The sequence below is a fragment of the Spongorhabdus nitratireducens genome (assembly GCA_947387575.1).
GTDB lineage: Bacteria > Pseudomonadota > Gammaproteobacteria > Pseudomonadales > Endozoicomonadaceae > CANDOC01.
Genome location: CANDOC010000003.1, coordinates 270501 through 291761, shown reverse-complemented (window position 1 = coordinate 291761; position 21261 = coordinate 270501). Strand labels below are relative to the sequence as shown.

The window sequence follows — 21261 nt, the reverse complement described above, 5'->3', positions numbered from 1 at the left end:
AAAAATGATTTTTATATAGCGATTGGAATTATCCCGGGAAACCACTGGGTGGCTTGGGAAGCATGGATATTTGTTTTGCCATCACCTCATCCATTAGCTGTTCCCTCTGTGACTCGGAGATAAAGGGGTTTCTGGCTATCTGCTGTTTGACTGTTTCCAGCTGAGATGAATTCCGGGCTTTGGTTATCAACGTCTTCAACTGAGTGAAATTTCTACGAGCAGTATCCTGCAGTGCAGCAGCGGAAGAATTTGTAGACTGTGTTTGCTTTTTCTTGCCTGCACCGGTTGTTCTGACGTCCTTTAAAGTCGGATCCTTTTTATTCAGCGCTTTCTGTTGTCTGTTTAGCGCTGCATTCTCTCTTGCTTCCTGTCTTTGTTTTGCCTGAGCTTCTCTTTTTACTGCTTTTTCAGCATCCCGCTTTGCCTGTCTGATATCTTTTTTATCCTGCTTACGTGCACCCTCGATAGACTTTTCCGCCTTTCTAGCCTTGCTCCGGGCTTTTCCAAGCTTTTTTCCGACATCAGTTTCAAGGGCTGACAGTTTGTCATGCTCTCGATGATAGGCTTTAGCTGCTTTTTTTACGTTCCTGTCATCAACTCCTTCGGTGGACTCAGAGACTTCCCTGTCCTGTGGCATTTCAATAGTTTTATAACGGACAATGTCCTGATGCAGCTGTTCGTAATGGGCGACTTTAAGCTTGGCCAGATCGGCCTTGTGCTGGGCTTTGCCTGCTTTCCCACCCAGAGCGACCTTTTGTTTACCAACAGCTTTACTTCTCTTGTCTGAACCACGCTCAAGATTGCTTTGGTCTTTTTTAAATGCGCGAACGTCTTTCTTAAGCTTGCCTGCTTTTTTCTGAATACCTTTCTTGAGCTGTTGGGTATCGACAGCTTCCTTAACAAATCCATGCCCTTCTGTGGGCTCAACACTGCTGTATTCCGATAGTTCCTTTGACGGAAAACCTGATTCACGGGGCTGTAGCGTTAATAAAGGTGTTGTTTCCTCAGAAGACAGGGCCTGAACATTGAATCGACCGAGTTTGCCAGAAGACGGCTGTGTGGTGAGCTCTTCAGAGGAAGAAGGGTATAGAGACTGAATCGATCCAGAACGGACCGAGGGATCGAAATCACCGGCCATGAGATGTAGCCGGCCTGATTAGAAACAGAGAGCAGGGCATGAAACAGGCTCTTCCTTGAGATATCTACAAGTTTAGCCTGTTTCGCTACTGCCCTCTGTTTCAGCTCAAATCAGCGCATCCAGCCGTGGAAGCGTTCGACCCATTTCAGCAGGTTTTGCGGGGCGTTGGCCTTCTTCCATTCCCCGGCAGCGAACTTGTTGGCTTCGCTGAGAGTCGGGTAGATATGGATGGTACCAAGGATCTTGTTCATACCCAGTCCGTGCTTCATGGCGCTGACATACTCGGCAATCAGCTCACCGGCATGGTAGCCGACGATGGTGACACCCAGAATCTTGTCACTGCCCGGGCGGGTCAGCACCTTAACAAAGCCGTGATCTTCCTCATCGGCAATGGCGCGATCCAGATCATCAATGCCGTAGCGGGTTACTTCGTATTCGATCCCCTGTTCCTGAGCTTCCTGCTCGTTCAGGCCCACTCGTGCTACTTCTGGATCAGTAAAAGTACACCAGGGAATAACAGAGTAATCAGCCTTGAACTTCTTGAATTTGCCAAACAGAGCATTCACTGAGGCATACCAGGCCTGGTGGGATGCGGTATGAGTAAACTGGTAAGGTCCGGCTACGTCACCACAGGCAAAGATATTGGGCATGGTGGTGCGCAGGTAATCATCAACCTTGATGGTGCCGTTGGGGTTGGTTTCAATACCCAGTGCTTCCAGTCCGATATTTTCGGTATTAGGGCGACGACCCGCTGCAATCAGCACCGCATCAAAGGGCAAGGTAACGATTTCACCGTTCTGATCGGCTTCCAGCCACTGCTTTTCTCCATCATTATGGAAAGCAACAGGGTTAGCTTCCAGGCAAAGCTGAATGCCCTCGGCTTTAAACCGGTTCATTACGGCTTCAGATACGTCAGGGTCTTCCCGGTGCAGCAGGCGCTGGCCTCGGTCCAGCTGGGTAACCTGGCAGCCGAGACGGGAGAAAGACTGAGCCAGTTCGGAACCAATCGGCCCACCGCCAATAACCAGCAGCTTTTCAGGACGTTCGCGCAGTTCCCAGATGGTATCGGAGTTGTAGGCTTTAACCTGATCCAGCCCCGGAATATCCGGCATTACCGGGCGGCCTCCGGTCGCAATAATAACATTGCGGGCTGTAATGGTTTTGCCATCAACATCGACTTCCCACGGGCTCTTCAGCTTGGCAGTACCCTGCAGACATTCAGCGCCCAGGCCGGTGAAGCGTTCAACAGAATCATGAGGCTCAACCTTGGCAATGACTTTTTGAATCCGTTCCATCACCTTGCGAAAGTTGATATCAGCGCTGGCATTGTCCAGACCAAATGCATCGGCGCGGCGAATATATTCACTGATGCGGGCTGAGCGAATCAGGGCTTTGCTGGGGACACAGCCGGTGTTGAGGCAGTCACCACCCATTTTATGCTTTTCGATCAGCGCAACTTTGGCTTTTACTGCTCGAGCAATGTAAGCACTCACTAGCCCACCGGATCCTGCACCAATAACCGCCAGGTTATAATCGAATTTTGCCGGCTTATTGAAGCCTTTCATGGCCCGGCGAGCCTGAATAGCACCCATTGCAGCTTTGGCAATCCACGGGAAAAGGCCCAGCAATACAAAGGAGAGCAGCAGGGTCGGGGACAGAATACCGCTGAGAGACAAATCGGTAATTTCACCCAGCTCGGCACCGGCGTTCACATACACAAAGGTTCCGGGCAGCATCGCCAGCTGGCTGATGCCATAAAAGGTAACCGCCCGCATCGGGGTCAGGCCCATGGCCAGGTTAATAACAAAGAACGGAACCGCAGGGATCAGGCGCAGGGTTGCCAGATAAAAGCTGCCATCGCGCTCCACGCCTTCATTTATGGTTTTGAGATAACCACCGAATTTGCGCTGAACAAAGTCTTTCAACAGTGTACGGGAAATCAGGAAAGCCAGAGTTGCACCTATGGTGCTGGCAAAGGAGATGACCAGCAGGCCGGTCCAGAGGCCGAAAATGGCACCGCCAACCAGCGTCAGCACTGCGGCGCCGGGCAGTGACAATGCAGTAACAGCGACATAAATCGCAAAGAAGATGCCCAGCGTCATGCCGGGGTTATCCTGATACAGCGTCTGGAAAAAACTGAATGTCAGGTACTGTTGAAGGTCTAATGTGAAAAACAGCCCCAGGGCAACAACAATGCCTGTGAGCAGTAACAGCCTGGTTCGATTCATCCGCCGGAGTCCCCTGCAAAACGGTCTTAGAAAACTTTCGTCATGTCCGTATAATATCGGTGCCAGAGTGATGGATGCAGCAACATTTTACGGTCTTTTGTTCAGTGTTGGCTGTTATACGCTACAGCGGTGGAAAAAGATTCACTCATTTTTTAAGTACTTGATTCTGAACTGCGTGTTCTTGAAGTGCTTATTTCTGAAGTAACTGTTCCTGAAGTAAAACGGAGTTCCTCATGAGCCTGCCTATACGCCCGTATCCTTCTGCCCGTCCCCGTCGTATGCGGGCTGATGATTTTACCCGGCGGCTGATGCGGGAGAACCGTCTGTCTGCGGATAATCTGATTTATCCGGTGTTTGTGCTTGAAGGCGAAGGACAGCGCGATTCCATTGATTCCATGCCGGGTATCGAGCGGCTCAGTATTGATGAGCTGGTGAAGGATGCTGCCGGCTGGGTTGAGCTGGGTATTCCGGCGATTGCACTGTTTCCTGTGGTTGGTGCAGAGAAAAAATCACTGCAGGCAGAAGAAGCCTTCAATCCGGATGGACTGGTTCAGCGTGCGGTCAGAGCACTGAAAAAGGATGTTCCCCAGCTGGGCGTTATTACCGATGTGGCTCTGGATCCATTTACCTCTCACGGTCAGGACGGTCTGATTGATGAAGAAGGCTATGTACTCAATGATGAAACCATTGAGGTGCTGGTCAAGCAGGCGGTATCTCACGCCGAAGCCGGTGCGGATATCGTCGCACCTTCTGATATGATGGATGGCCGGGTCGGCGCAATCCGCGAAGCACTGGAAGCTGGCTGTCATAAAAATGTAAGAATACTGTCATACTCTGCCAAATATGCTTCCAGCTTCTATGGTCCGTTCCGCGATGCGGTAGGTTCTTCCGGCAACTTCGGCAAGAGCAACAAGTTCAGTTATCAGATGGATCCGGCCAATACCGACGAGGCACTGCACGAGGTTGCAATGGACCTTGAGGAAGGGGCGGATATGGTCATGGTTAAACCCGGTATGCCCTATCTCGATATTGTGCGACGCATCAAGGATACCTTCAAAGCACCTACTTTTGTTTACCAAGTCAGTGGTGAATATGCCATGCATATGGCTGCTGCTGAAAAAGGCTGGCTGAATGAAGAAGCGGTTATGATGGAATCATTGCTGGCTTTCCGTCGTGCCGGTGCCGATGCGATTCTGACCTATTATGCGCCTAAAGCGGCACAAATCTTGAAGCAGCAATAAACGACATTAATCGTCACAAAAGCAATGATCCTTGCCTGAATCGCCGGGATCATTGCCAAAATAAACATTTTGCTTTTGCAGGTTCTGGCATGGAGACACAAGCCGAAGTCACTGTCACTGACAGCGGACTCGAAGAAGCTCAACAGGTTATTAAACCGCTGACCGATCTGGGCAATCCGGATTACTACATTAACCGTGAGCTCAGTCACCTGCAGTTTAATATTCGGGTACTGGAGCAGGCGCTCAATGAAGAGTATCCACTGCTTGAACGACTGCGTTTTCTGCTGATTTTTTCCAGCAATATGGATGAATTCTTTGAAATTCGTGTGGCAGGGTTGATGGAGCAGATTGAGTTCGGTCGTGAATACATCGATCTCGGTGGAATGAAACCGACCGACGTATTGAACGAAATCAGTCGGCTTACCCACGAGCAGGTGGAAAAACAGTACCAGATCCTTAACGAGCAGCTGCTGCCTGCACTGGCAAAAGAAAATATTCGTTTCCTGCGTCGTTCCCAGCTGGATGAACAGCAAATTGCCTGGGTTCACCACTTCTTCTATCAGCAGATTATGCCGATTGTGAGCCCGATTGGTCTCGATCCGGCTCACCCGTTCCCTCGCCTGGCCAACAAGAGCCTGAACTTTATTGTAGAGCTGGATGGCCAGGATGCTTTCGGTCGTGAAACCGGTATGGCGGTTATTCCTGCGCCGCGCTCATTGCCTCGTGTCGTAAAACTGCCGGATGAAGTCTGCAAGGGTGGTGATAACTACGTATTCCTGTCGTCTATTATTCACCAGCATGCAGAAGATCTTTTCCCGGGTATGAAGGTCAAGGGCTGTTATCAGTTCCGTATTACCCGGAACAGTGATCTCAGTCTTGAAGAAGAAGTGGATGATCTTGCATTGGCATTGAAAGGCGAGTTGCAGTCTCGCCGTTACGGTGAGGAAGTCCGGCTGGAAATTGTGGATAATTGCCCGAAGCCTCTGACAGATTTTCTGCTGAAAAAATTCGGACTATCTGAAAACGAGCTGTATTCAGTTAATGGTCCGGTTAACCTGACCCGAATGATGGATGTCTGCAATATGCCGGATCGGTCAGACCTGCAGCATCGTGCCTTTACTCCTGGTTTCCCGAAAGAGCTACTGACCAAACGTGGCAAGCTCAGTGATCATGTGCTGGAAGCGGTAAAGAAAAACGATATTCTGTTGATGCACCCGTTCCAGTCATTTACCCCGGTTGTGGATATGTTGCGTCAGGCCGCGAAAGATCCTGATGTACTGGCAATCAAGCAGACCCTGTACCGTACTGGCGCCCGCTCTGAAATTGTAAATGCGCTGGTGGAAGCGGCACGAAACGGCAAGGAAGTTATTGTTGTCGTGGAGATCCGGGCCCGGTTTGATGAAGAAGAAAACCTGATTCTGGCTCAGCGCCTACAGGAAGCTGGTGCTATTGTCGTTTATGGTGTGGTCAGCTTTAAAACCCATTCCAAGATGATGCTTATTGTTCGCCGTGAAGGTCGTAAGATTCAGCGTTATGCCCATCTGGGTACCGGTAACTATCACGCCGGCAATGCGCGTTTGTATACCGACTATAGCCTGCTGAGCTGTGATCGTGACCTGACCAATGACGTTCATAAACTGTTCCAGCAGTTGACTGGAATGGGCAAGGCGTTGCGCGTCAAAAAACTGTTCCATGCGCCGTTTACCCTGAAGAAAAAGCTGGTTGACCTGATTAATCATGAAATTGCCATGGCCAAAGAAGGCAAGCCGGCAAAGATTATTATCAAGTGCAACTCCCTCACCGAGCCGGTTGTAATCCGGGCGTTGTACAAGGCCTCTCAGGCGGGTGTTGAAGTGGATATGGTAGTTCGTGGTATCTGCTGTCTGCGGCCGGGCATTCCGGGGTTGTCAGAAAATATTCGGGTTCGCTCGGTTGTTGGACGTCTGCTGGAACATACCCGCGTGTTCTATTTCGAAAATGGCGGTGATTTCCGGGTATTTGGCTCCAGTGCTGACTGGATGGTGCGCAATCTGGATATGCGGATTGAAACCTGCTTCCCGATTGAAGATCCAAAGCTGGCCTTGCGGGTCAAGAAAGAACTGGAAGGTTATCTGAGAGACAATTGTCGCAGCTGGGAGCTGCTGCCGGATGGTAGCTATGAACGAATCAAGCCGCGTCGTGGCCAACGCCGTCATAATGCTCAGGACAGACTGCTGGAACAACTGGCGGCAAACTATTGACGCCTGCATTTTCTGAGTAGTTCAGGGCCGGATCATAAGTGATCCGGCTTTTTTTTAGGTAAAAACCATTTTTCTGAATCCATTTGTTTCATGTACCGTATTCCTAATCAATAGAAAAGATATATAAGGGAAACGTTGAATGTGCCTTATAGGTATTCGCTGGGAGCCGGATTCAGAAACGCCTTTTCTGATGGTTGCCAACCGTGATGAGTTTTATGCCCGCCCTACAGAGAAAGGGCACTTTTGGGACGACAATCAGGATGTCTTCGGGGGCAAGGATCTGCTAGCCGGTGGCAGCTGGCTGGGTGTTTCCAGAAAAGGACGGTTTGCAGCTGTTACCAATTACCGGGAAGTGCCACTCATTGCAGGCAAGCGATCTCGAGGAGAATTGGTCAGTAACTTTTTATGCGGCGATAGCGATGCCCGGGAGTACCTTGAAGCAATCAACCGGCATGCCGATGACTTTTCCGGGTTTAACCTGCTGCTGGCAGATCATACAGGGCTTTATTACTACTCAAACAGAGGCAAGCAAGGCATAACCCGGCTTCAGCCTGGTATGTATGTGTTAACCAATCATTTATTGGATACTCCATGGCCCAAGGCAAAAAAATTGAGGAAGAGTCTTGAGGCTTCAATCTGTCAGCCATTATCAGTTGGTGAGTGGGTGAAGGTTATGAATGATCCCCGCCAGGCTGATGATCAGGAACTGCCGTCTACTGGTGTGGGAGTTGAGAGGGAAAGGCTGCTGAGCTCCATTTTTATTACTTCTGATGACTATGGAACAAGGACGACAACAGTTATTGAACTGGATAAAGAAAATGAACTCAGCTGGTACGAAAGGCACTATATTCAGAATGAAATAACAACTAATGTTGAGACCCAGATACGGTTAAGCAATAACATGCTGTGAACCTGTTTTTGCCTGGGATGGAGCGGTTGTATCATGAATATGGTGCTGATTTTCACTCTTAACTCAATGATACATCCGGCTGTAGCCGGTAACGCTCCATCAGGTGCTCCAAAAGCCAACTTGTATGTAAAGCAAATATCCGGCCGAAGGATGGGGGCTGCCGCTGCGTCGCGTAATGTAGCTCAGGAGGTATATCTCCTTCACTCTCCCGAAATGTCTAAATTGCTGCATATTCTTGCAGAGAAAAAGGTGCTGAGCTCGACACTCGGAACGGGAGTGAACCTTGTCATTATCACAGATAAGCCGACTGCGACGATTGAGGATACTATCCGGCCCTTTCTGAGTGGTTACTTTTTGCAGCTCGTTGATCCTGATCAGATGGGACGCGGAAGCTATATAGACGACCTCTCTTATATCAAACAGCGAACACACCTGTTTAATTATCACCAAGGATCAAAACTCAGCAATATTCCAAAAGCCTTCGCTCAGGACTATGAGTTTAATGAGCTCCCACAGTCTGTATATGTTTCCAGACCTTTTGGCATTGAAGGGGAGGATCGTTTTTTTGAAGATACTATAGAGCCATGGTCTGTGGTTGATGGTGGGCTGTTTTCAGCGAATCAGACCCGCGTTGTTCCAGGGCCTGGTCAGGTTTATTACTTTGATAAAAGTGCTGAACAGTGCGAGCTTGCAGATCTTCAGGGGTTCTGTGGTGTGTGTACAACTGATGGGGGAAAGCTGGAAGCAATGATGAAGCTGATTCGGTTCAAGTTGGAGCTGGATGACTTCTCCTGACTCTGGACGTCAGCAGAAATTTTTACTTCCCTTCCAGCTGTTTACTGCGACTGCTCATTATTTGACCCAGGCCCGCTTTCTTCAGGCCCAGCTCCACCGTACTGTGAATAACCCAAGCATTATCCATCTTCATTACATCTTCAAGAATTTCTTTGGCTCTATCCAGCGTAATGTTTCTGAGCGCCCACTTTACTCGCAGAAGGTTGGTGGCATTCATGGAGAGCACATCGAAGCCCATTGCCATTAACAGAATTGCGGCAGCCGGATCACCGGCCATTTCACCACAGATTCCAACCGGTTTGCCCTCGGCATGACCCGCTTGAACAACCTGTTGTAGTGCTGTTAATACTGCCGGGTGGAACTGATGGTAGAGATCAGCCACTCTGGGATTATTGCGGTCTACCGCCAGAAGATATTGGGTCAGGTCATTACTGCCAATGGATAGAAAATCAACCAACTTGGCCAGTTCACGTGCCTGATAAACCGCAGCCGGTACTTCGATCATTACTCCAACAGGTGGCAAGGTAACCTGAAGCCCTTCGGCCAGTACCTCATAGTGAGCCCGGTGTATCAGGTGCAGGGCATCTTCAACTTCAGATGGGCTGGTAATCAGTGGCAGCATGATACGCAGGTTATCGAGACCGGCACTGGCTTTCAGCATTGCTCGAACCTGTACCAAAAATATTTCCGGGTGATCCAGGGTTACCCGAATACCACGCCACCCCAGAAACGGATTCTCTTCCCGAATCGGGAAATACGACAATGATTTGTCGCCGCCGATATCCAGTGTTCGCATCGTGACCGGACGTGGTGCGAACGCTTCCAGCTGCTGGCGATAGATCTGTTGTTGCTCTGCTTCACTGGGAAAGCATTCGCGGATCATAAAGGGGACTTCTGTACGGTACAGGCCCACACCTTCAGCACCACGATCCAGTGAACGTACAGTATCGGTCATCAGCCCGGTATTAACCCAGAGCGGTAGACGATAGTTGTCCGGTGTAATGCAGGGTTCGTCACGAAGTGCTTCCAGTCCAACTTTGAACTGCTTCTCTTCCTCAACAACTTCCCGGTAATTGTTCAGAAGTTCGGGAGGAGCCGAGGTATAAACCAGTCCCAGGTTACCGTCGACAATCACTTCCCGTCCGCCAATATGGGTATAGGGAAGCTCCATCGCACCCATAACCGTTGGAATCCCCATAGCCCGGGCAAGAATGGCAACGTGAGAGTTACTGGAACCGTTGACGGAAACCAGGCCCGCCAGCTGTTCCTGTGGAACCTGCCCCAGCATGGTGGCACTCAGTTCCTCACTGACCAGAATGGTATTCGGTGGATACTCTATTTTGGGAGGATCTTTCTGTAGCAGGCTGGCGAGAATTCTCCGCCCGAGATCCTTGATATCCATGGCCCGTTCACGCAGATACGGGTCATCCATCATTTCAAACTGGGCCACATGCTCGGAGATAACTTGACGCAGTGCGCCCTGAACCCAATGCCCCTGTTTTATTCGGTCCCGAATTTCCTTACCCAGCGCGTCGTCATCCAGCATCCGCAGATAAGCATCAAACAGGGCTTTCTCTTCCGGCCGGATGCGGTCATCCAGTTTGGCTGCAGTTTCTTTCAGTTCGACCCGAACCGCATCCAGCGCCAGATCAAACAGCTCCAGTTCTACCTTGATATCCTGGGCCTGACGATCCTGAATCGCATCCAGTTCGGCACAGGGAATAAAGGGGACAGCTTGACCAATAGCCACACCGGGCGCACCGGCAACGCCATTGAATCGAGCAGCCTGTGGATGTTCGTCTGCAGATTTCTTTAATGCGCCTGTGGCTTCAGCATGAGCAATCAGACCTGCCAGTTGTGCCGTCAGGGTAACAAGGAACGCTTCTTCATGTTCATCAAAGCGGCGAATATCCTCGCCCTGAACAACCACAACACCGAGTAGTCGTCGGTGGTGAATGATGGGGACACCAAGGAAGGCGTGAAAGGACTCTTCACCGGTTTCCTTGATATAGCTGAACTTGGGATGGGTGGCAGCATCATGCAGGTTAATAGGCTCTTCCCGCAGACCGACCTGACCGATCAGGCCTTCCGAGCGGCCGAGCGTGACCTTACCTTCAGCCGCCTTGTTCAAACCCTCGGTTGCCATCAGGGTGTAGCGGCTGGTTTCCTTGTCGTAGAGGTAGACCGAGCAAACGGCTGTCTGCATCGCTTCTTTGACACGACGCACAATAATATCCAGAGCGACCGGTAAGTCCCGTGCCGCGCTCACTTCCTGGACGATTGCGCGCAGAATATTCAGCATAAACGTGTCAGTCTGACAAAATGGTTTACCTGGGGGCGGTTATGAAAGAGTAAACATCGACCCCGGCTAATTGTAGTTTCTTTGTTTATATCAGTTTCAGCAACATACAGCATTCACTACCTGCGGCAGGATGTAAAGGTATCACCGCAGATTTCATGCTGTTTTTCTTTGGTTACAGGCATCTTTTGAGAGTGTGGAGACCCGGTCAGTAAACCGGGTTTTGTCAGGGCAGAGTCAAAATGACAGGCTTTGAAGCTAACTGGCGTAGCTGGTATTTGAAGGGTTTAAAGCCGTTGCAGGGTTTAACCGTGGCGCCAGTTCTTTCAGTGCCCGGCGATAGACATCACGTTTGAAAGGAACAACCTGTCCCAGCGGAAACCAGTAACTGACCCAGCGCCAGCCATCAAATTCAGGGCTGGATGAATGGTCAACGCTGATGCGCTCGTCTTCACTAGTGAGTCGCAGCAGAAACCATTTCTGTTTCTGGCCGACGCAAACCGGTGACTGGTTACGCCTGATAAGCCGCCGGGGTAACCGGTAGCGAAGCCAGCCACGGGTACAGGAGAGGATCGTGACATCCTCCGGCTCAAGCCCTATCTCTTCATGGAGCTCACGGTACATTGCCTCTTCCGGTGTTTCTCCATCGTTGATGCCCCCCTGGGGAAACTGCCATGAGTCCTGTCCGATCCGGCGAGCCCATAACACCTGCCCCTGATCATTGGTCAAAATAATACCGACATTAGGTCTGAATCCATCTGCATCAATCACACGTGCAGCCACTCTAAAAATTTGTCATTAGAGGGGATTGTTCCATAAACGGAGGCATTCTCAAACATCCATCGTGTAGAATGGTTCTTAACGAATAACAACAGTGATCCGGAGAAGTCATGGCACTGGCAATCTTTGATCTGGACAATACCCTGATCGCGGGCGACAGCGATTACCTCTGGGGTAAATTTCTGACTGAACATGAACTGGTCGATGTGCAGGCCTATCGTGAAGGCAATGAAAAGTTCTATGGTCAGTATGAACGCGGAGCATTGGACATTGATGCATACCTGCAGTTTTGTCTGGCTCCGCTGGCGGCGAATGATATGGAGACTCTTGCCGGCTGGCACCAGTCATTTATGGCAGAAAAAATCCGCCCGATCATGCTGGAGAAAGCCAAAGCGTTGATAGCTCACCATCAACAAAAAGGTGATACCTTGCTGGTCATTACTGCTACCAATGGTTTTATCACCGGGCCGATTGTAGCTGAGTTTGGCATCGACCATATGCTGGCCATTGATGCGGAGATCAAAGACGGGCGTTATACCGGTCAATATGTTGGTGTTCCCACATATCAGCAAGGCAAAGTGACCCGGCTTGACCAGTGGTTGCAACAAAACCCTCAACATGACCTGACAGACAGCTACTTCTACAGTGACTCACACAATGATGTGCCGCTGCTCGAAAAGGTGACTTATCCGATTGTTGTAGATCCGGATCAGAAGCTTGAAGCGATTGCGCAGGATCGGGGCTGGGAAATTATCAGTCTGCGTTAATGGTGAATATACATACAAAAAGGCCGTGATATTTCACGGCCTTTTTTATGTGATTGTCAGGGTCGTTGTTACTGCATATAAACCCGGGCAAACAGCGATTTGATATATTCAGTTTCCGGAATAGCCGGATGGATCGGATGGTCAGCACCCTGATGAGTTTGTTCAAACACCTGCAGATTACGATCCAGGTGACGGCTGCCGGCACGCAGCAGGTCAACCAGTCGGTCACGCTGCAGATGCATAGAGCAGGAGGCTGATACCAGTAAGCCTTCACGACCCAGCAGGCGCATTGCCAGCTCATTAATCCGGCGATAAGCCTGTTCGCCCTTGGCGATATCCTTTTTACGTTTGATAAAAGCAGGCGGATCAACCACAACTACATCAAACTGTTCACCGGCATCACGCAGTTGGCGCAGACCTTCAAAGGCATCGCCTTCCATGGTCTGGAAGTTATCACGTACACCGTTCAGTTCAGCACTCTGTTCTGCCAGATCCAGCGCCTGACCGGAACTGTCGAGACAGATGACCTCACTGGCACCCGCGGCAGCAGCCTGAACACCCCAGCCACCGATATAGCTGAATACATCCAGTACACGCTTGTCTTTGGAGTAATGCTGCAGACGCTGGCGACCCGGGCGGTGATCATAGAACCAGCCGGTTTTCTGGCCAGTATGCAGCGGAGCCAGGAACTTGACGCCGTTCTCTTCCAGTTCAACAACTTCCGGTACATCGCCATAGGCAACTTCAACATACTCAGGCAGGCTTTCCAGCTGACGCATATTGCCATCGTTGCGCAGCAGCACACCGATAGGTTTCAGAACCTTGACCAGTGCTGCAACGATTTCATCTTTCAGTGCTTCCATACCGGCGGTTGCAATCTGCACCACCAGATAGTCACCAAAACGGTCAACTACCAGTCCTGGCAACAGGTCACTGTCACCAAATACCAGTCGGTAAAAAGGCTTGTCAAAGCACTGCTGGCGCAAGCCCAAAGCAATCTTGATGCGGTGAACCAGCAATGAAACATCCAGCGGTTTGCGGATATCACGGCTGATCAGGCGACCACAGATCAAGGTCTGTGGGTTGATGCTGGCAATACCCAGTGCCTTACCGGTGTTGTTTTCGATAACGGCCTGATCACCCGGCTGAAGTGCAGTCAGCGGAGTTACCTTGTTATCGATTTCGTTGCTGTAAATCCAGATATGGCCGGCCTTGAGGCGGCGGTCTGCATTTTTGTTCAGACGCAGTACAGGCAGTGACATGGGTAAAACCCTGTGTAAAAAATGAAAGGCGGGGGATTATAAGGAGTCCGGGTAAACAGGGCGACTTTTTCTTCAAGGCCTTCTTCAAAGCGTTCTTCAAAGCGGCCTTCTGCAAAGCCGCCCTGTGATATTTGCTATGGCACTCGATTAAAAAATAATCAATTCAACTGATTGCGCAACATAGCCAAAGCATCCCGTCCACGTGCAACCTGCTGTTCCCTGGATACGGGTTCGCCCATACCTTCAAGTACCAGGTCTTCCTGAGGCAGCTCATCAATAAACCGGCTGGGCTGAGTGTCCTGCATTTCACCATATTGTTTACGCTGACCTGCCAGGGTCATAACCAGAGATTTGCGAGCCCGGGTAATTCCCACATACGTCAGTCGACGCTCTTCTTCGATATTGTCTTCTTCAATGCTGGTGCGGTGAGGTAACAGTTCCTCTTCCATTCCCACCATAAAGACATGCGGATACTCCAGACCTTTCGATGCATGCAGTGTCAGCAACTGCACCCGGTCGGCATCATCTTCTTCGGCCTGACGATCCAGCATATCGCGCAGTACCAGACGACTGATGGCATCTTCAATCGTATCGTCTTCATCACCACGCTGCAGCGTCTGTTCCAGTGACTCAACCAGCAGCCAGATATTGGCCATGCGCTTCTCTGCTGCAGCGGCAGATGAAACGGTCTGATACAACCAGGCTTCATAACCGCTGTCGTCAATCATCTCTTTAACGGCAGCGATGGGATCTTCGGTCTGACAGAGGCGAGTGACATTTTCAATCCAGCTGGTGAAGCGACGCAGTTTTTCAATATGTCGTTCTCCCAACCATTGTTCCAGCCCCAACTCGCCACAAGCCTGAAACAGACTGATATGACGCTCGTTGGCATAACCACCCAGCTTCTCCAAAGTAGCAGGGCCGATTTCCCGCTTGGGAGTATTTACGATACGCAGGAACGCATTGTCATCATCAGGATTCACCAGCAGCTTCAGGTAAGCCATCATATCTTTCACTTCGGCGCGGGAGAAGAACGAGGTACCGCCAGTAATATGATAGGGAATCTGGAACTGTTGCAGCTTCACTTCCAGCAACCGTGACTGGTGGTTGCCGCGATAGAGAATGGCATAGTCCTTGTAGTGAGTATCGTGCTTCAAACGATGAGTCATGATTTCGGTTGCAACCCGGTCACACTCTGCATCTTCATTTCTGCAACGGATAACCCGGATCTCATCGCCCATGCCGAGCTCACTCCAGAGCTTTTTCTCAAACACGTGAGGGTTATTGGCAATCAGAGTATTGGCAGCTTTCAGAATCCGGCTGGTGGATCGGTAATTTTGCTCCAGCTTGATGACTCTCAGACCCGGGAAGTCTTCTTTCAACATGGCCAGGTTTTCCGGGCGGGCACCACGCCAGGCATAAATTGATTGGTCGTCGTCGCCTACAACAGTCAGCTTGCCGGAATCACCAACCAGCATTTTTACCAGCAGGTACTGACTGGCATTGGTGTCCTGATATTCGTCGACCAGCATATAACGAATCTTCTGGCGCCATTTTTTCAGCACTTCCGGGTACTGCTGGAATAGAAGTGCTGGTATCAGGATCAAATCATCAAAATCGACCGCGTTGTAAGCTTTCAGAATCCGGTTGTAATGAATATATACCCGGGCTGCCAGTACCTCGGTATCCTGTCTGGCTTGCTGCAGCGCCTGCTCCGGTGTAACCAGGTCGTTTTTCCAGTTGGAAATAATATGCTGGACGGTATCAACGGTATCGTCATCCTCTCCCAGCTCCTTGCTCATCAGTTCGCCAATCAGCGTGGCGGCATCCTGCTGATCAAAGATGGAAAAGCCCGGCTTGAAGCCCAGTATCTTGTGCTCCCTGCGGATAATGTTCAGCCCAAGGTTGTGAAAGGTAGAGACAGTCAGTCCGTGTGAAGCCTTGCCCTTTATCAGCTTGCCGACACGTTCCTTCATCTCCCGCGCGGCTTTGTTGGTAAAGGTCACAGCAACAATATTGCGGGCACTGATACCACAGGTCTCTACCAGATAAGCAATTTTCTGGGTGATTACACTGGTTTTACCACTGCCTGCACCGGCGAGAACCAGCAGAGGAGTATCAATATATTTTACGGCCTGAGCCTGACGGTCATTGAGTCGGGTCACTGTTTTGACAAATGCCTTGAGTGAAATGTCATGATTTTATCATGCTGCAAGGCAGTATGGTGTGCCGACCTTGAGTAAAAAAATAAACATAGTGTTCTTTTCTCATGATCAGGGATTTGAATATAAATTTATTTTACATGAATTATTTACAGTAATGACTAGACTGTGAATACTTAATAATTAATCAAAGATATTTATGCCAAAGCAAGAGGTACATTATGAATTCCTCGAGGTATAGGCTTAAAAATTCTCTGACTTTATTGTTTCTTATTTGTATTTTATGGTCTTTAGAAGTCAGTTCGAAATCAGGGTTCTCATTTTTATCTGAGTCATTAGATAAGCAGGAAAAGGTTTTGCTGTTATGCGGAGGGGTAACCTCAAAAGAGCCAAGACTGAAACAAGGCAAAAAGAAGAAAAAAACTGTAGATAATTTCACTGAGGAGCCGGTTTCTGTAGATCCGAGTCTTGGATATTCAGGTGAGGCTATCGCGTCCTGGTCTTTATCTCAAAAAGAATTGACGTATCTGGATCTGGTTTTGCTTTCAACACGGAGCCCGTCATTGAAGGCTCTTATACCGCGGTTATACAGCAGTTACAGCGCAGTACTTGGAGAATATATTTCCAGTGGAGCAGGCCAGTACTGGCGGAAATATAATTACCCCCAGCTTCTTGAAGAGCAAAGGTTACTTTTGTTGCTTGAACTCATGCGGCAAAAATATTTGGAGCAAAAATGCACCGACAAGATGACCTGGGGAGAAATGCTATCTTTTTTTGATAGTCTTGAAGAAGGTGGTTGTAAGTTGATAGCCAATATCTCCAGTTTAATGTCTGAACTGAGAGGTATTCATGACAACTGGCAGCAAATCGGATTACGCCTGTCTGGTAAAGATGACTTTCTTTTAAACGCTAGTGATCTGCAGTTATTGAAGGCAGAAAAAGAATTTCTTCCCTTTTGCCGACATATATCTTTGGTGGTTGGTGGTAATTATGGTGCATGCAATTATCTGCATCAGACTGGTCAGAATGAATGGGTTGAACTTCTCGATTGTTGGTCAGGCAGACAGTTTGGTAAAAAAGCAATTCCCTGTACCTATAATTATCTTCTCATGGCAGTTGAGTGTGTTGCTCCATCCAAAAAAACATACATTATTGAGCGGCTGAACAGTGTTCAAGAAGAACGTACTCTTTATTTTAATAAGAAAATATCATTGCAAGAGTTTAACGTACTTCGAGAAATAAACGATGGTTTAGGTCAGGATCGAAGTATATTAACGGATTATGAAATTGTAATAGTCGTTGTACACTGCCCTGATCTCCTGGATTGTACGGTTAATTTTGGCAGAGCCTTACTGGGTTCTTTAGACGCCGAAGCATCTTTCCAGGCAGTAGAAACAGATTCACACCCGTTTGATCATCTTCTTGTATTGCTTCAGGGAAGGCAGTGGAATGAAGTAGGTACTGCCTTTTTGCGTCTAAAAATGCCAATAGATGATTTTATTAGGGCATGGGTATTTAAAAATGAATGTGAAAATGTCCAGCATAGTTTGTACGAACGAATGTTACGTCCGAGTGACCCCATATCCCAAGTGCATATGGAGCGTTTAAGACAAACCATGTCAGGTGCCCATGCCAGACTGGAATACTTGTTTGCATACAAGTTACTGGGCTGTGAAGAAGCAAGATTGATGCACCGGATGAAAAACGGGTGCTCAATAGACAATGTGTTCAATACCTTGAGGGAAAAACATCATCCTACATGGGGAACAATGTTTTACTCTTGTCTTCAGTTTAGTGAAGATATAGCTGCACAGTTGGTTTATGTTGAAAATAGCTGTAATCAGAGTTTTGACCCTCAGAATAAATCACACTCTCAGTCTCACTCTTCATCTTCTCCTCATATGTCTGCAGATTCTCGACCTTTTATGCATACTGCCGGGCCTGACTATCCCCCACCGTATTCTGACGAAGACTCGAAGAGATCAGGGCAATTCACAGGTGGTACCAGAGCGGGAGAATTGGTGCATTATCCTGGCGGGACTCCCCAGAAACTTGAAACAGTTACAGGTGCATATCCAGGCCAGAACCAGCCCACGACAAGCCATTACGTAGTCGGCTATTCTGTTGACAATACTCCGGTACAGCGTTCTGTGACTACAAGTTGTTTACAATCTGTAGAGCCCGGCTCTTCTATTATGAAGGTGCCACCCGTTCTTCACCCTGTACCACCTCCGCCTGCTGTTATAACCGAGAGACTGCAGGTTAATGACCGTGTTCCTGGGATTATTCCTGAGCCTGCCGGGTCTGGTATTGCTCAAGCAAGTATTTCTAACCAGCCAACGGCTCCGGTGACAGAGGCTGAGCAGTTGCAGGTTGATAGCTATGTACCTCCTCAACCGGCGTACCATTCGATGTCAATGTCCTTAATGAGTGCAGCACTGCCACACGATGGTGCCAGGCCTTATGGATTACATCATCCAGAGCAACATCGTGTAAGGGAGGCTGGAAGGGTATTGAAACCGGTTCAGGTTCAAGAAGAAAGTTATCAATATGACTCTGTTCTTGCTGCACTTCAGGGAGGCCTTGATTTAATTAAAAGCAATGCAGTAATAACAGGTCAGGCATTTAAAAAATGGGGTGAATGTAACCCCGATGCAGCAGGCTGTTTGGCTGTGACACTCATTAGTCATATTCGACTAAATGCGGCAAAAGGTTATATTGTTTTTGAAGTTGGATCCGGAGCAGACGGAGTATCAGCGCTAATTTCTGTCAGGGCTTTAGGGCTGGCGTCAAAGGATGAAATAGATAAAGTTAAAGTCATTCCATCAGCTAAAGATCGTGTAGATGAAGTTTGCAATCTTATGGAAGCACGCACCAAGCTACAACAACTAGCGATGTTTGTCTCAATGCGGGGCAAAACACTTAATACTATGGTCTTTAATATAGAAGAGGCTAGCTCAGCAAATGAGGTGGCTGCTTTAGAATTAATTAAAGCGATAGATGGAACCTATGCTAAAAAGAGAAGTGACTCCTCGTCATTTGCCAGCGTATTCAAGGTTCTTCTTTAATTGAGAGACTCTCAAAGGAGGGCTTTAAGTAAGTCTGTATCCCAGAGCTTCTGCGAGATGTTGACGTTGTATTTTGTCAGTACCCTCCAGGTCAGCAATAGTGCGTGCTACTCTCAAGATTCGGTGACAGGCTCTGGCTGAAAGGCCAAGCCTGTCCATTGCCTGATTTAATAAGTCTCTTTCCGGTTTTTCAAGTAAGCAATGCTGTTCAAGCATTTTTCCTCTCAGCTGCTGATTACAGTAATTCTGACGTTTTAGTTGCCGGGATCGCGCTGTAATCACTCGCTGTCTGATTGTTTCAGAGTTTTCGGGCTGTTTGTCAGGAATATCGCCTGGTAACGGCAGTGACTCCGGGCGTGGGACATCAATTTGTAAATCAAATCGATCCAGTAAAGGACCGGACAGTTTGCGTTTATAGCGTGAAACCTGATCGGGAGAACACTGGCATGTACGCTGTTTATCACCCGCATAGCCACAGGGGCAGGGGTTCATCGCTGCAATCAATTGAAATCGTGCAGGATAAGTTATCTGTTGTCGGGCGCGAGAAATTGTAATGCGACCTGATTCAATGGGCTCCCGTAACACCTCTAAAACTTTACGGTCGTATTCCGGCAGCTCGTCCATGAACAGCACACCGTGATGGGCAAGTGAAATCTCACCGGGCAATGGATGACTGCCACCTCCAACCAGTGCTGGTGCCGATGCAGTATGGTGTGGAGCCCTGAAAGGGCGCTGCTTCCATTCGGGAGCTGCATTGTGAGTGCTGACAGAATAGATTGCAGTCACTTCAAGCGCTTCATTGCTTTCAAGTGCGGGCAAGATGCCGGGCAGGCGTGAAGCCAGCATGGTCTTGCCGGTTCCCGGCGGGCCACTTAACAGCAGGTTGTGACTGCCTGCGGCTGCTATTTCCAGAGCTCTTCGGGCTCGCTGTTGGCCATGAACATCCATCATGTCAGCAAAGCATGATGATGTTTGACGGGATGAAATCGAGTCAGAGCTGGCAGGGATTACGGGCTTCTCTCCGGACAGGTGTCCGCAAATGTTTAACAGGTGTTCAGCAGGTAGTACGGTACTTTGCTCTGCAACAGCAGCCTCAGCCTGATTGGTTTTCGGAAGTAGTAGCTGTCTTCCGGCTTTGCCACAACAGATTGCTGCAGGCAGTGCTCCTCGAACGGAGCGAAGCATGCCGGTCAGAGCAAGTTCTCCAATCAGTTCATATTGGGCAATCCCAGAGCATTCCAGCTGGCCACTGGCTAGCAACAGACTGATGGCAATAGGCAAATCAAACCGCCCGCCTTCCTTGGGTAGATCTGCCGGGGCCAGGTTTACGGTGATTCGACGAGCAGGAAACTCAAATCCGGCATTGAGCAGGGCGCTGCGAACTCTGTCCCGACTCTCTCGCACAGCGGTTTCAGCCAGTCCCACAATATTGAAAGCTGGCAAACCATTGGAAATATGAGTTTCGACCGTTACCAGAGGGGCTTCGATACCACATTGGGCCCGGCTGAAAACAGTGGCCAGCATCATGGGTTACATCCTGTCGGGGTGTTTTTATTTATAGAAACAATAAAAAGTAGCAGTAAATGACTGTAAAGAAGGGCGTCAGGCCTGTTGCTGTTGGGCGGTATCGTCAGCCCAGTCCCGAAGATGACGTGCAGCAGCCTGATAGCCGGCCTCACTGCTGGTCAGTGACATCATCAGATTGCTGTGATTGAAAGCAAAATCGAGGCAGATATTACGCCATGAAGTAGCGCCTGCGGATGTTGGCTGCAGCGTGGAAACGGCCGGATACATGGTAAAGCGCCCGAGGATAAAGTGCCGGCGTCTGAAATAGTCAGTTTCATTGGTCACTGAAAGAGCGGTGTACATGGCGCAGGGAATGGCTTCGTAGGGTGATTGATCCGGTGGTATCGAGGCTGTCAGAAGGGTAAATGCGATAATAAAGCAGGGTGGGGGGATTTCGAAATTGGAATAGCCTCCGATGGCGCGTTCTACATCACGAAGATAATCGCTGATAAGGAAGTCATGATCAGGATCCAGCCGGTAGTAATTTACTATCGCTTTGCCAAATCTCAGGCTGCGAATATTCTGGTGTGCCTGCGCGATCGCTGACTGGGGAAAGGCTGGCAAACCATTCGGGCCTGTCTGTGTTCGGGTTGCCTCAAAGGGACGGCTCAGGGGCGAGGGCAAGGGAGGAATTTCAGCAGCTGCTACTTCCTGTTCCAGATCTTCATAGTCCCTGCGCCGCCGCAGGCCGAAACAACAGCCACAGCATCGAATCAGACTGGCAAAGCTGAAAGGCATATCACACCTGCTATCAAGGGTACCGGCTTGACGTTGAAGCAGAACATGGCTGAAGGAGGTAAACCCG

Annotated in this window: 14 protein-coding genes; 6 read left to right on the top strand and 8 right to left on the bottom strand. The window is 49.3% G+C overall.

Annotated features, from left to right (window positions below; genetic code table 11):
• Positions 1-28 precede the first annotated feature (28 nt).
• Both ACYZZ0_RS07825 and ACYZZ0_RS07820 read right to left on the bottom strand, forming a co-directional pair.
• Positions 29-1138, bottom strand: a complete 1110-nt coding sequence (locus ACYZZ0_RS07825) for a hypothetical protein (protein ID WP_461536045.1) — start codon at positions 1136-1138, stop codon at positions 29-31.
• A 110-nt stretch (positions 1139-1248) separates the two neighbouring features.
• A complete protein-coding gene (locus tag ACYZZ0_RS07820) occupies positions 1249-3366 on the bottom strand; it encodes an FAD-dependent oxidoreductase (protein ID WP_461536044.1) in 2118 nt (705 codons plus the stop codon).
• 233 nt (positions 3367-3599) lie between these two features.
• Between ACYZZ0_RS07820 and hemB the strand changes: the two genes are divergently transcribed.
• From hemB to ACYZZ0_RS07800, 4 genes are all read left to right on the top strand, one after another.
• Positions 3600-4607 (top strand): porphobilinogen synthase, encoded by a 1008-nt coding sequence (hemB, locus tag ACYZZ0_RS07815; RefSeq protein ID WP_461536043.1) that lies wholly within the window; start codon positions 3600-3602, stop codon positions 4605-4607.
• Between the two features lie 89 nt (positions 4608-4696).
• The gene (gene ppk1, locus ACYZZ0_RS07810; RefSeq protein WP_461536042.1) at positions 4697-6847 is read left to right on the top strand and encodes a polyphosphate kinase 1; all 2151 of its coding nucleotides are present in this window, start codon (positions 4697-4699) and stop codon (positions 6845-6847) included.
• Between the two features lie 139 nt (positions 6848-6986).
• Entirely contained in the window at positions 6987-7757 is a 771-nt protein-coding gene (locus tag ACYZZ0_RS07805; protein WP_461536041.1) for an NRDE family protein, read from the top strand.
• 33 nt (positions 7758-7790) lie between these two features.
• Entirely contained in the window at positions 7791-8552 is a 762-nt protein-coding gene (locus tag ACYZZ0_RS07800) for a hypothetical protein (RefSeq protein ID WP_461536040.1), read from the top strand.
• A gap of 22 nt (positions 8553-8574) precedes the next feature.
• Here the strand turns inward: ACYZZ0_RS07800 and ptsP are convergent, their stop codons facing one another.
• A complete protein-coding gene (gene ptsP / locus ACYZZ0_RS07795; RefSeq protein ID WP_461536039.1) occupies positions 8575-10854 on the bottom strand; it encodes a phosphoenolpyruvate--protein phosphotransferase in 2280 nt (759 codons plus the stop codon).
• Between the two features lie 255 nt (positions 10855-11109).
• Positions 11110-11622, bottom strand: a complete 513-nt coding sequence (locus ACYZZ0_RS07790; RefSeq protein ID WP_461536180.1) for an RNA pyrophosphohydrolase — start codon at positions 11620-11622, stop codon at positions 11110-11112.
• Positions 11623-11741: 119 nt separating this feature from the next.
• On the opposite strand from ACYZZ0_RS07790, the gene ACYZZ0_RS07785 reads away from it, so the two are divergent.
• On the top strand, positions 11742-12398 hold the full coding sequence (locus ACYZZ0_RS07785; RefSeq protein WP_461536038.1) for a histidinol-phosphatase: 657 nt from the start codon (positions 11742-11744) through the stop codon (positions 12396-12398).
• 68 nt (positions 12399-12466) lie between these two features.
• Here the strand turns inward: ACYZZ0_RS07785 and ACYZZ0_RS07780 are convergent, their stop codons facing one another.
• Together ACYZZ0_RS07780 and rep are read right to left on the bottom strand one after the other, a co-directional pair.
• Positions 12467-13660 carry a class I SAM-dependent rRNA methyltransferase gene (locus ACYZZ0_RS07780; protein WP_461536037.1) on the bottom strand — a complete coding sequence of 398 codons (1194 nt, stop codon included), beginning with the start codon at positions 13658-13660 and terminating at the stop codon, positions 12467-12469.
• A gap of 158 nt (positions 13661-13818) precedes the next feature.
• Positions 13819-15825, bottom strand: coding sequence for a DNA helicase Rep (gene rep, locus ACYZZ0_RS07775; protein WP_461536036.1), 2007 nt, complete (start codon positions 15823-15825; stop codon positions 13819-13821).
• 218 nt (positions 15826-16043) lie between these two features.
• On the opposite strand from rep, the gene ACYZZ0_RS07770 reads away from it, so the two are divergent.
• Positions 16044-18890 carry a hypothetical protein gene (locus tag ACYZZ0_RS07770; RefSeq protein WP_461536035.1) on the top strand — a complete coding sequence of 949 codons (2847 nt, stop codon included), beginning with the start codon at positions 16044-16046 and terminating at the stop codon, positions 18888-18890.
• Positions 18891-18914: 24 nt separating this feature from the next.
• On the opposite strand, the gene ACYZZ0_RS07765 is transcribed toward ACYZZ0_RS07770, so the two are convergent.
• Positions 18915-20417 (bottom strand): YifB family Mg chelatase-like AAA ATPase, encoded by a 1503-nt coding sequence (locus tag ACYZZ0_RS07765; RefSeq protein WP_461536034.1) that lies wholly within the window; start codon positions 20415-20417, stop codon positions 18915-18917.
• A gap of 75 nt (positions 20418-20492) precedes the next feature.
• Positions 20493-21194 carry a hypothetical protein gene (locus ACYZZ0_RS07760; RefSeq protein ID WP_461536033.1) on the bottom strand — a complete coding sequence of 234 codons (702 nt, stop codon included), beginning with the start codon at positions 21192-21194 and terminating at the stop codon, positions 20493-20495.
• Between the last annotated feature and the right edge of the window lie 67 nt (positions 21195-21261).

Coding starts and splice junctions, on each gene's coding strand:
- ACYZZ0_RS07825 (WP_461536045.1), bottom strand. CDS start 1,138: ATGGCCGGTGATTTCGATCCCTCGGTCCGTTCTGGATCGATTCAGTCT.
- ACYZZ0_RS07820 (WP_461536044.1), bottom strand. CDS start 3,366: ATGAATCGAACCAGGCTGTTACTGCTCACAGGCATTGTTGTTGCCCTG.
- hemB (WP_461536043.1), top strand. CDS start 3,600: ATGAGCCTGCCTATACGCCCGTATCCTTCTGCCCGTCCCCGTCGTATG.
- ppk1 (WP_461536042.1), top strand. CDS start 4,697: ATGGAGACACAAGCCGAAGTCACTGTCACTGACAGCGGACTCGAAGAA.
- ACYZZ0_RS07805 (WP_461536041.1), top strand. CDS start 6,987: ATGTGCCTTATAGGTATTCGCTGGGAGCCGGATTCAGAAACGCCTTTT.
- ACYZZ0_RS07800 (WP_461536040.1), top strand. CDS start 7,791: ATGAATATGGTGCTGATTTTCACTCTTAACTCAATGATACATCCGGCT.
- ptsP (WP_461536039.1), bottom strand. CDS start 10,854: ATGCTGAATATTCTGCGCGCAATCGTCCAGGAAGTGAGCGCGGCACGG.
- ACYZZ0_RS07785 (WP_461536038.1), top strand. CDS start 11,742: ATGGCACTGGCAATCTTTGATCTGGACAATACCCTGATCGCGGGCGAC.
- ACYZZ0_RS07780 (WP_461536037.1), bottom strand. CDS start 13,660: ATGTCACTGCCTGTACTGCGTCTGAACAAAAATGCAGACCGCCGCCTC.
- ACYZZ0_RS07770 (WP_461536035.1), top strand. CDS start 16,044: ATGAATTCCTCGAGGTATAGGCTTAAAAATTCTCTGACTTTATTGTTT.
- ACYZZ0_RS07765 (WP_461536034.1), bottom strand. CDS start 20,417: ATGATGCTGGCCACTGTTTTCAGCCGGGCCCAATGTGGTATCGAAGCC.
- ACYZZ0_RS07760 (WP_461536033.1), bottom strand. CDS start 21,194: ATGCCTTTCAGCTTTGCCAGTCTGATTCGATGCTGTGGCTGTTGTTTC.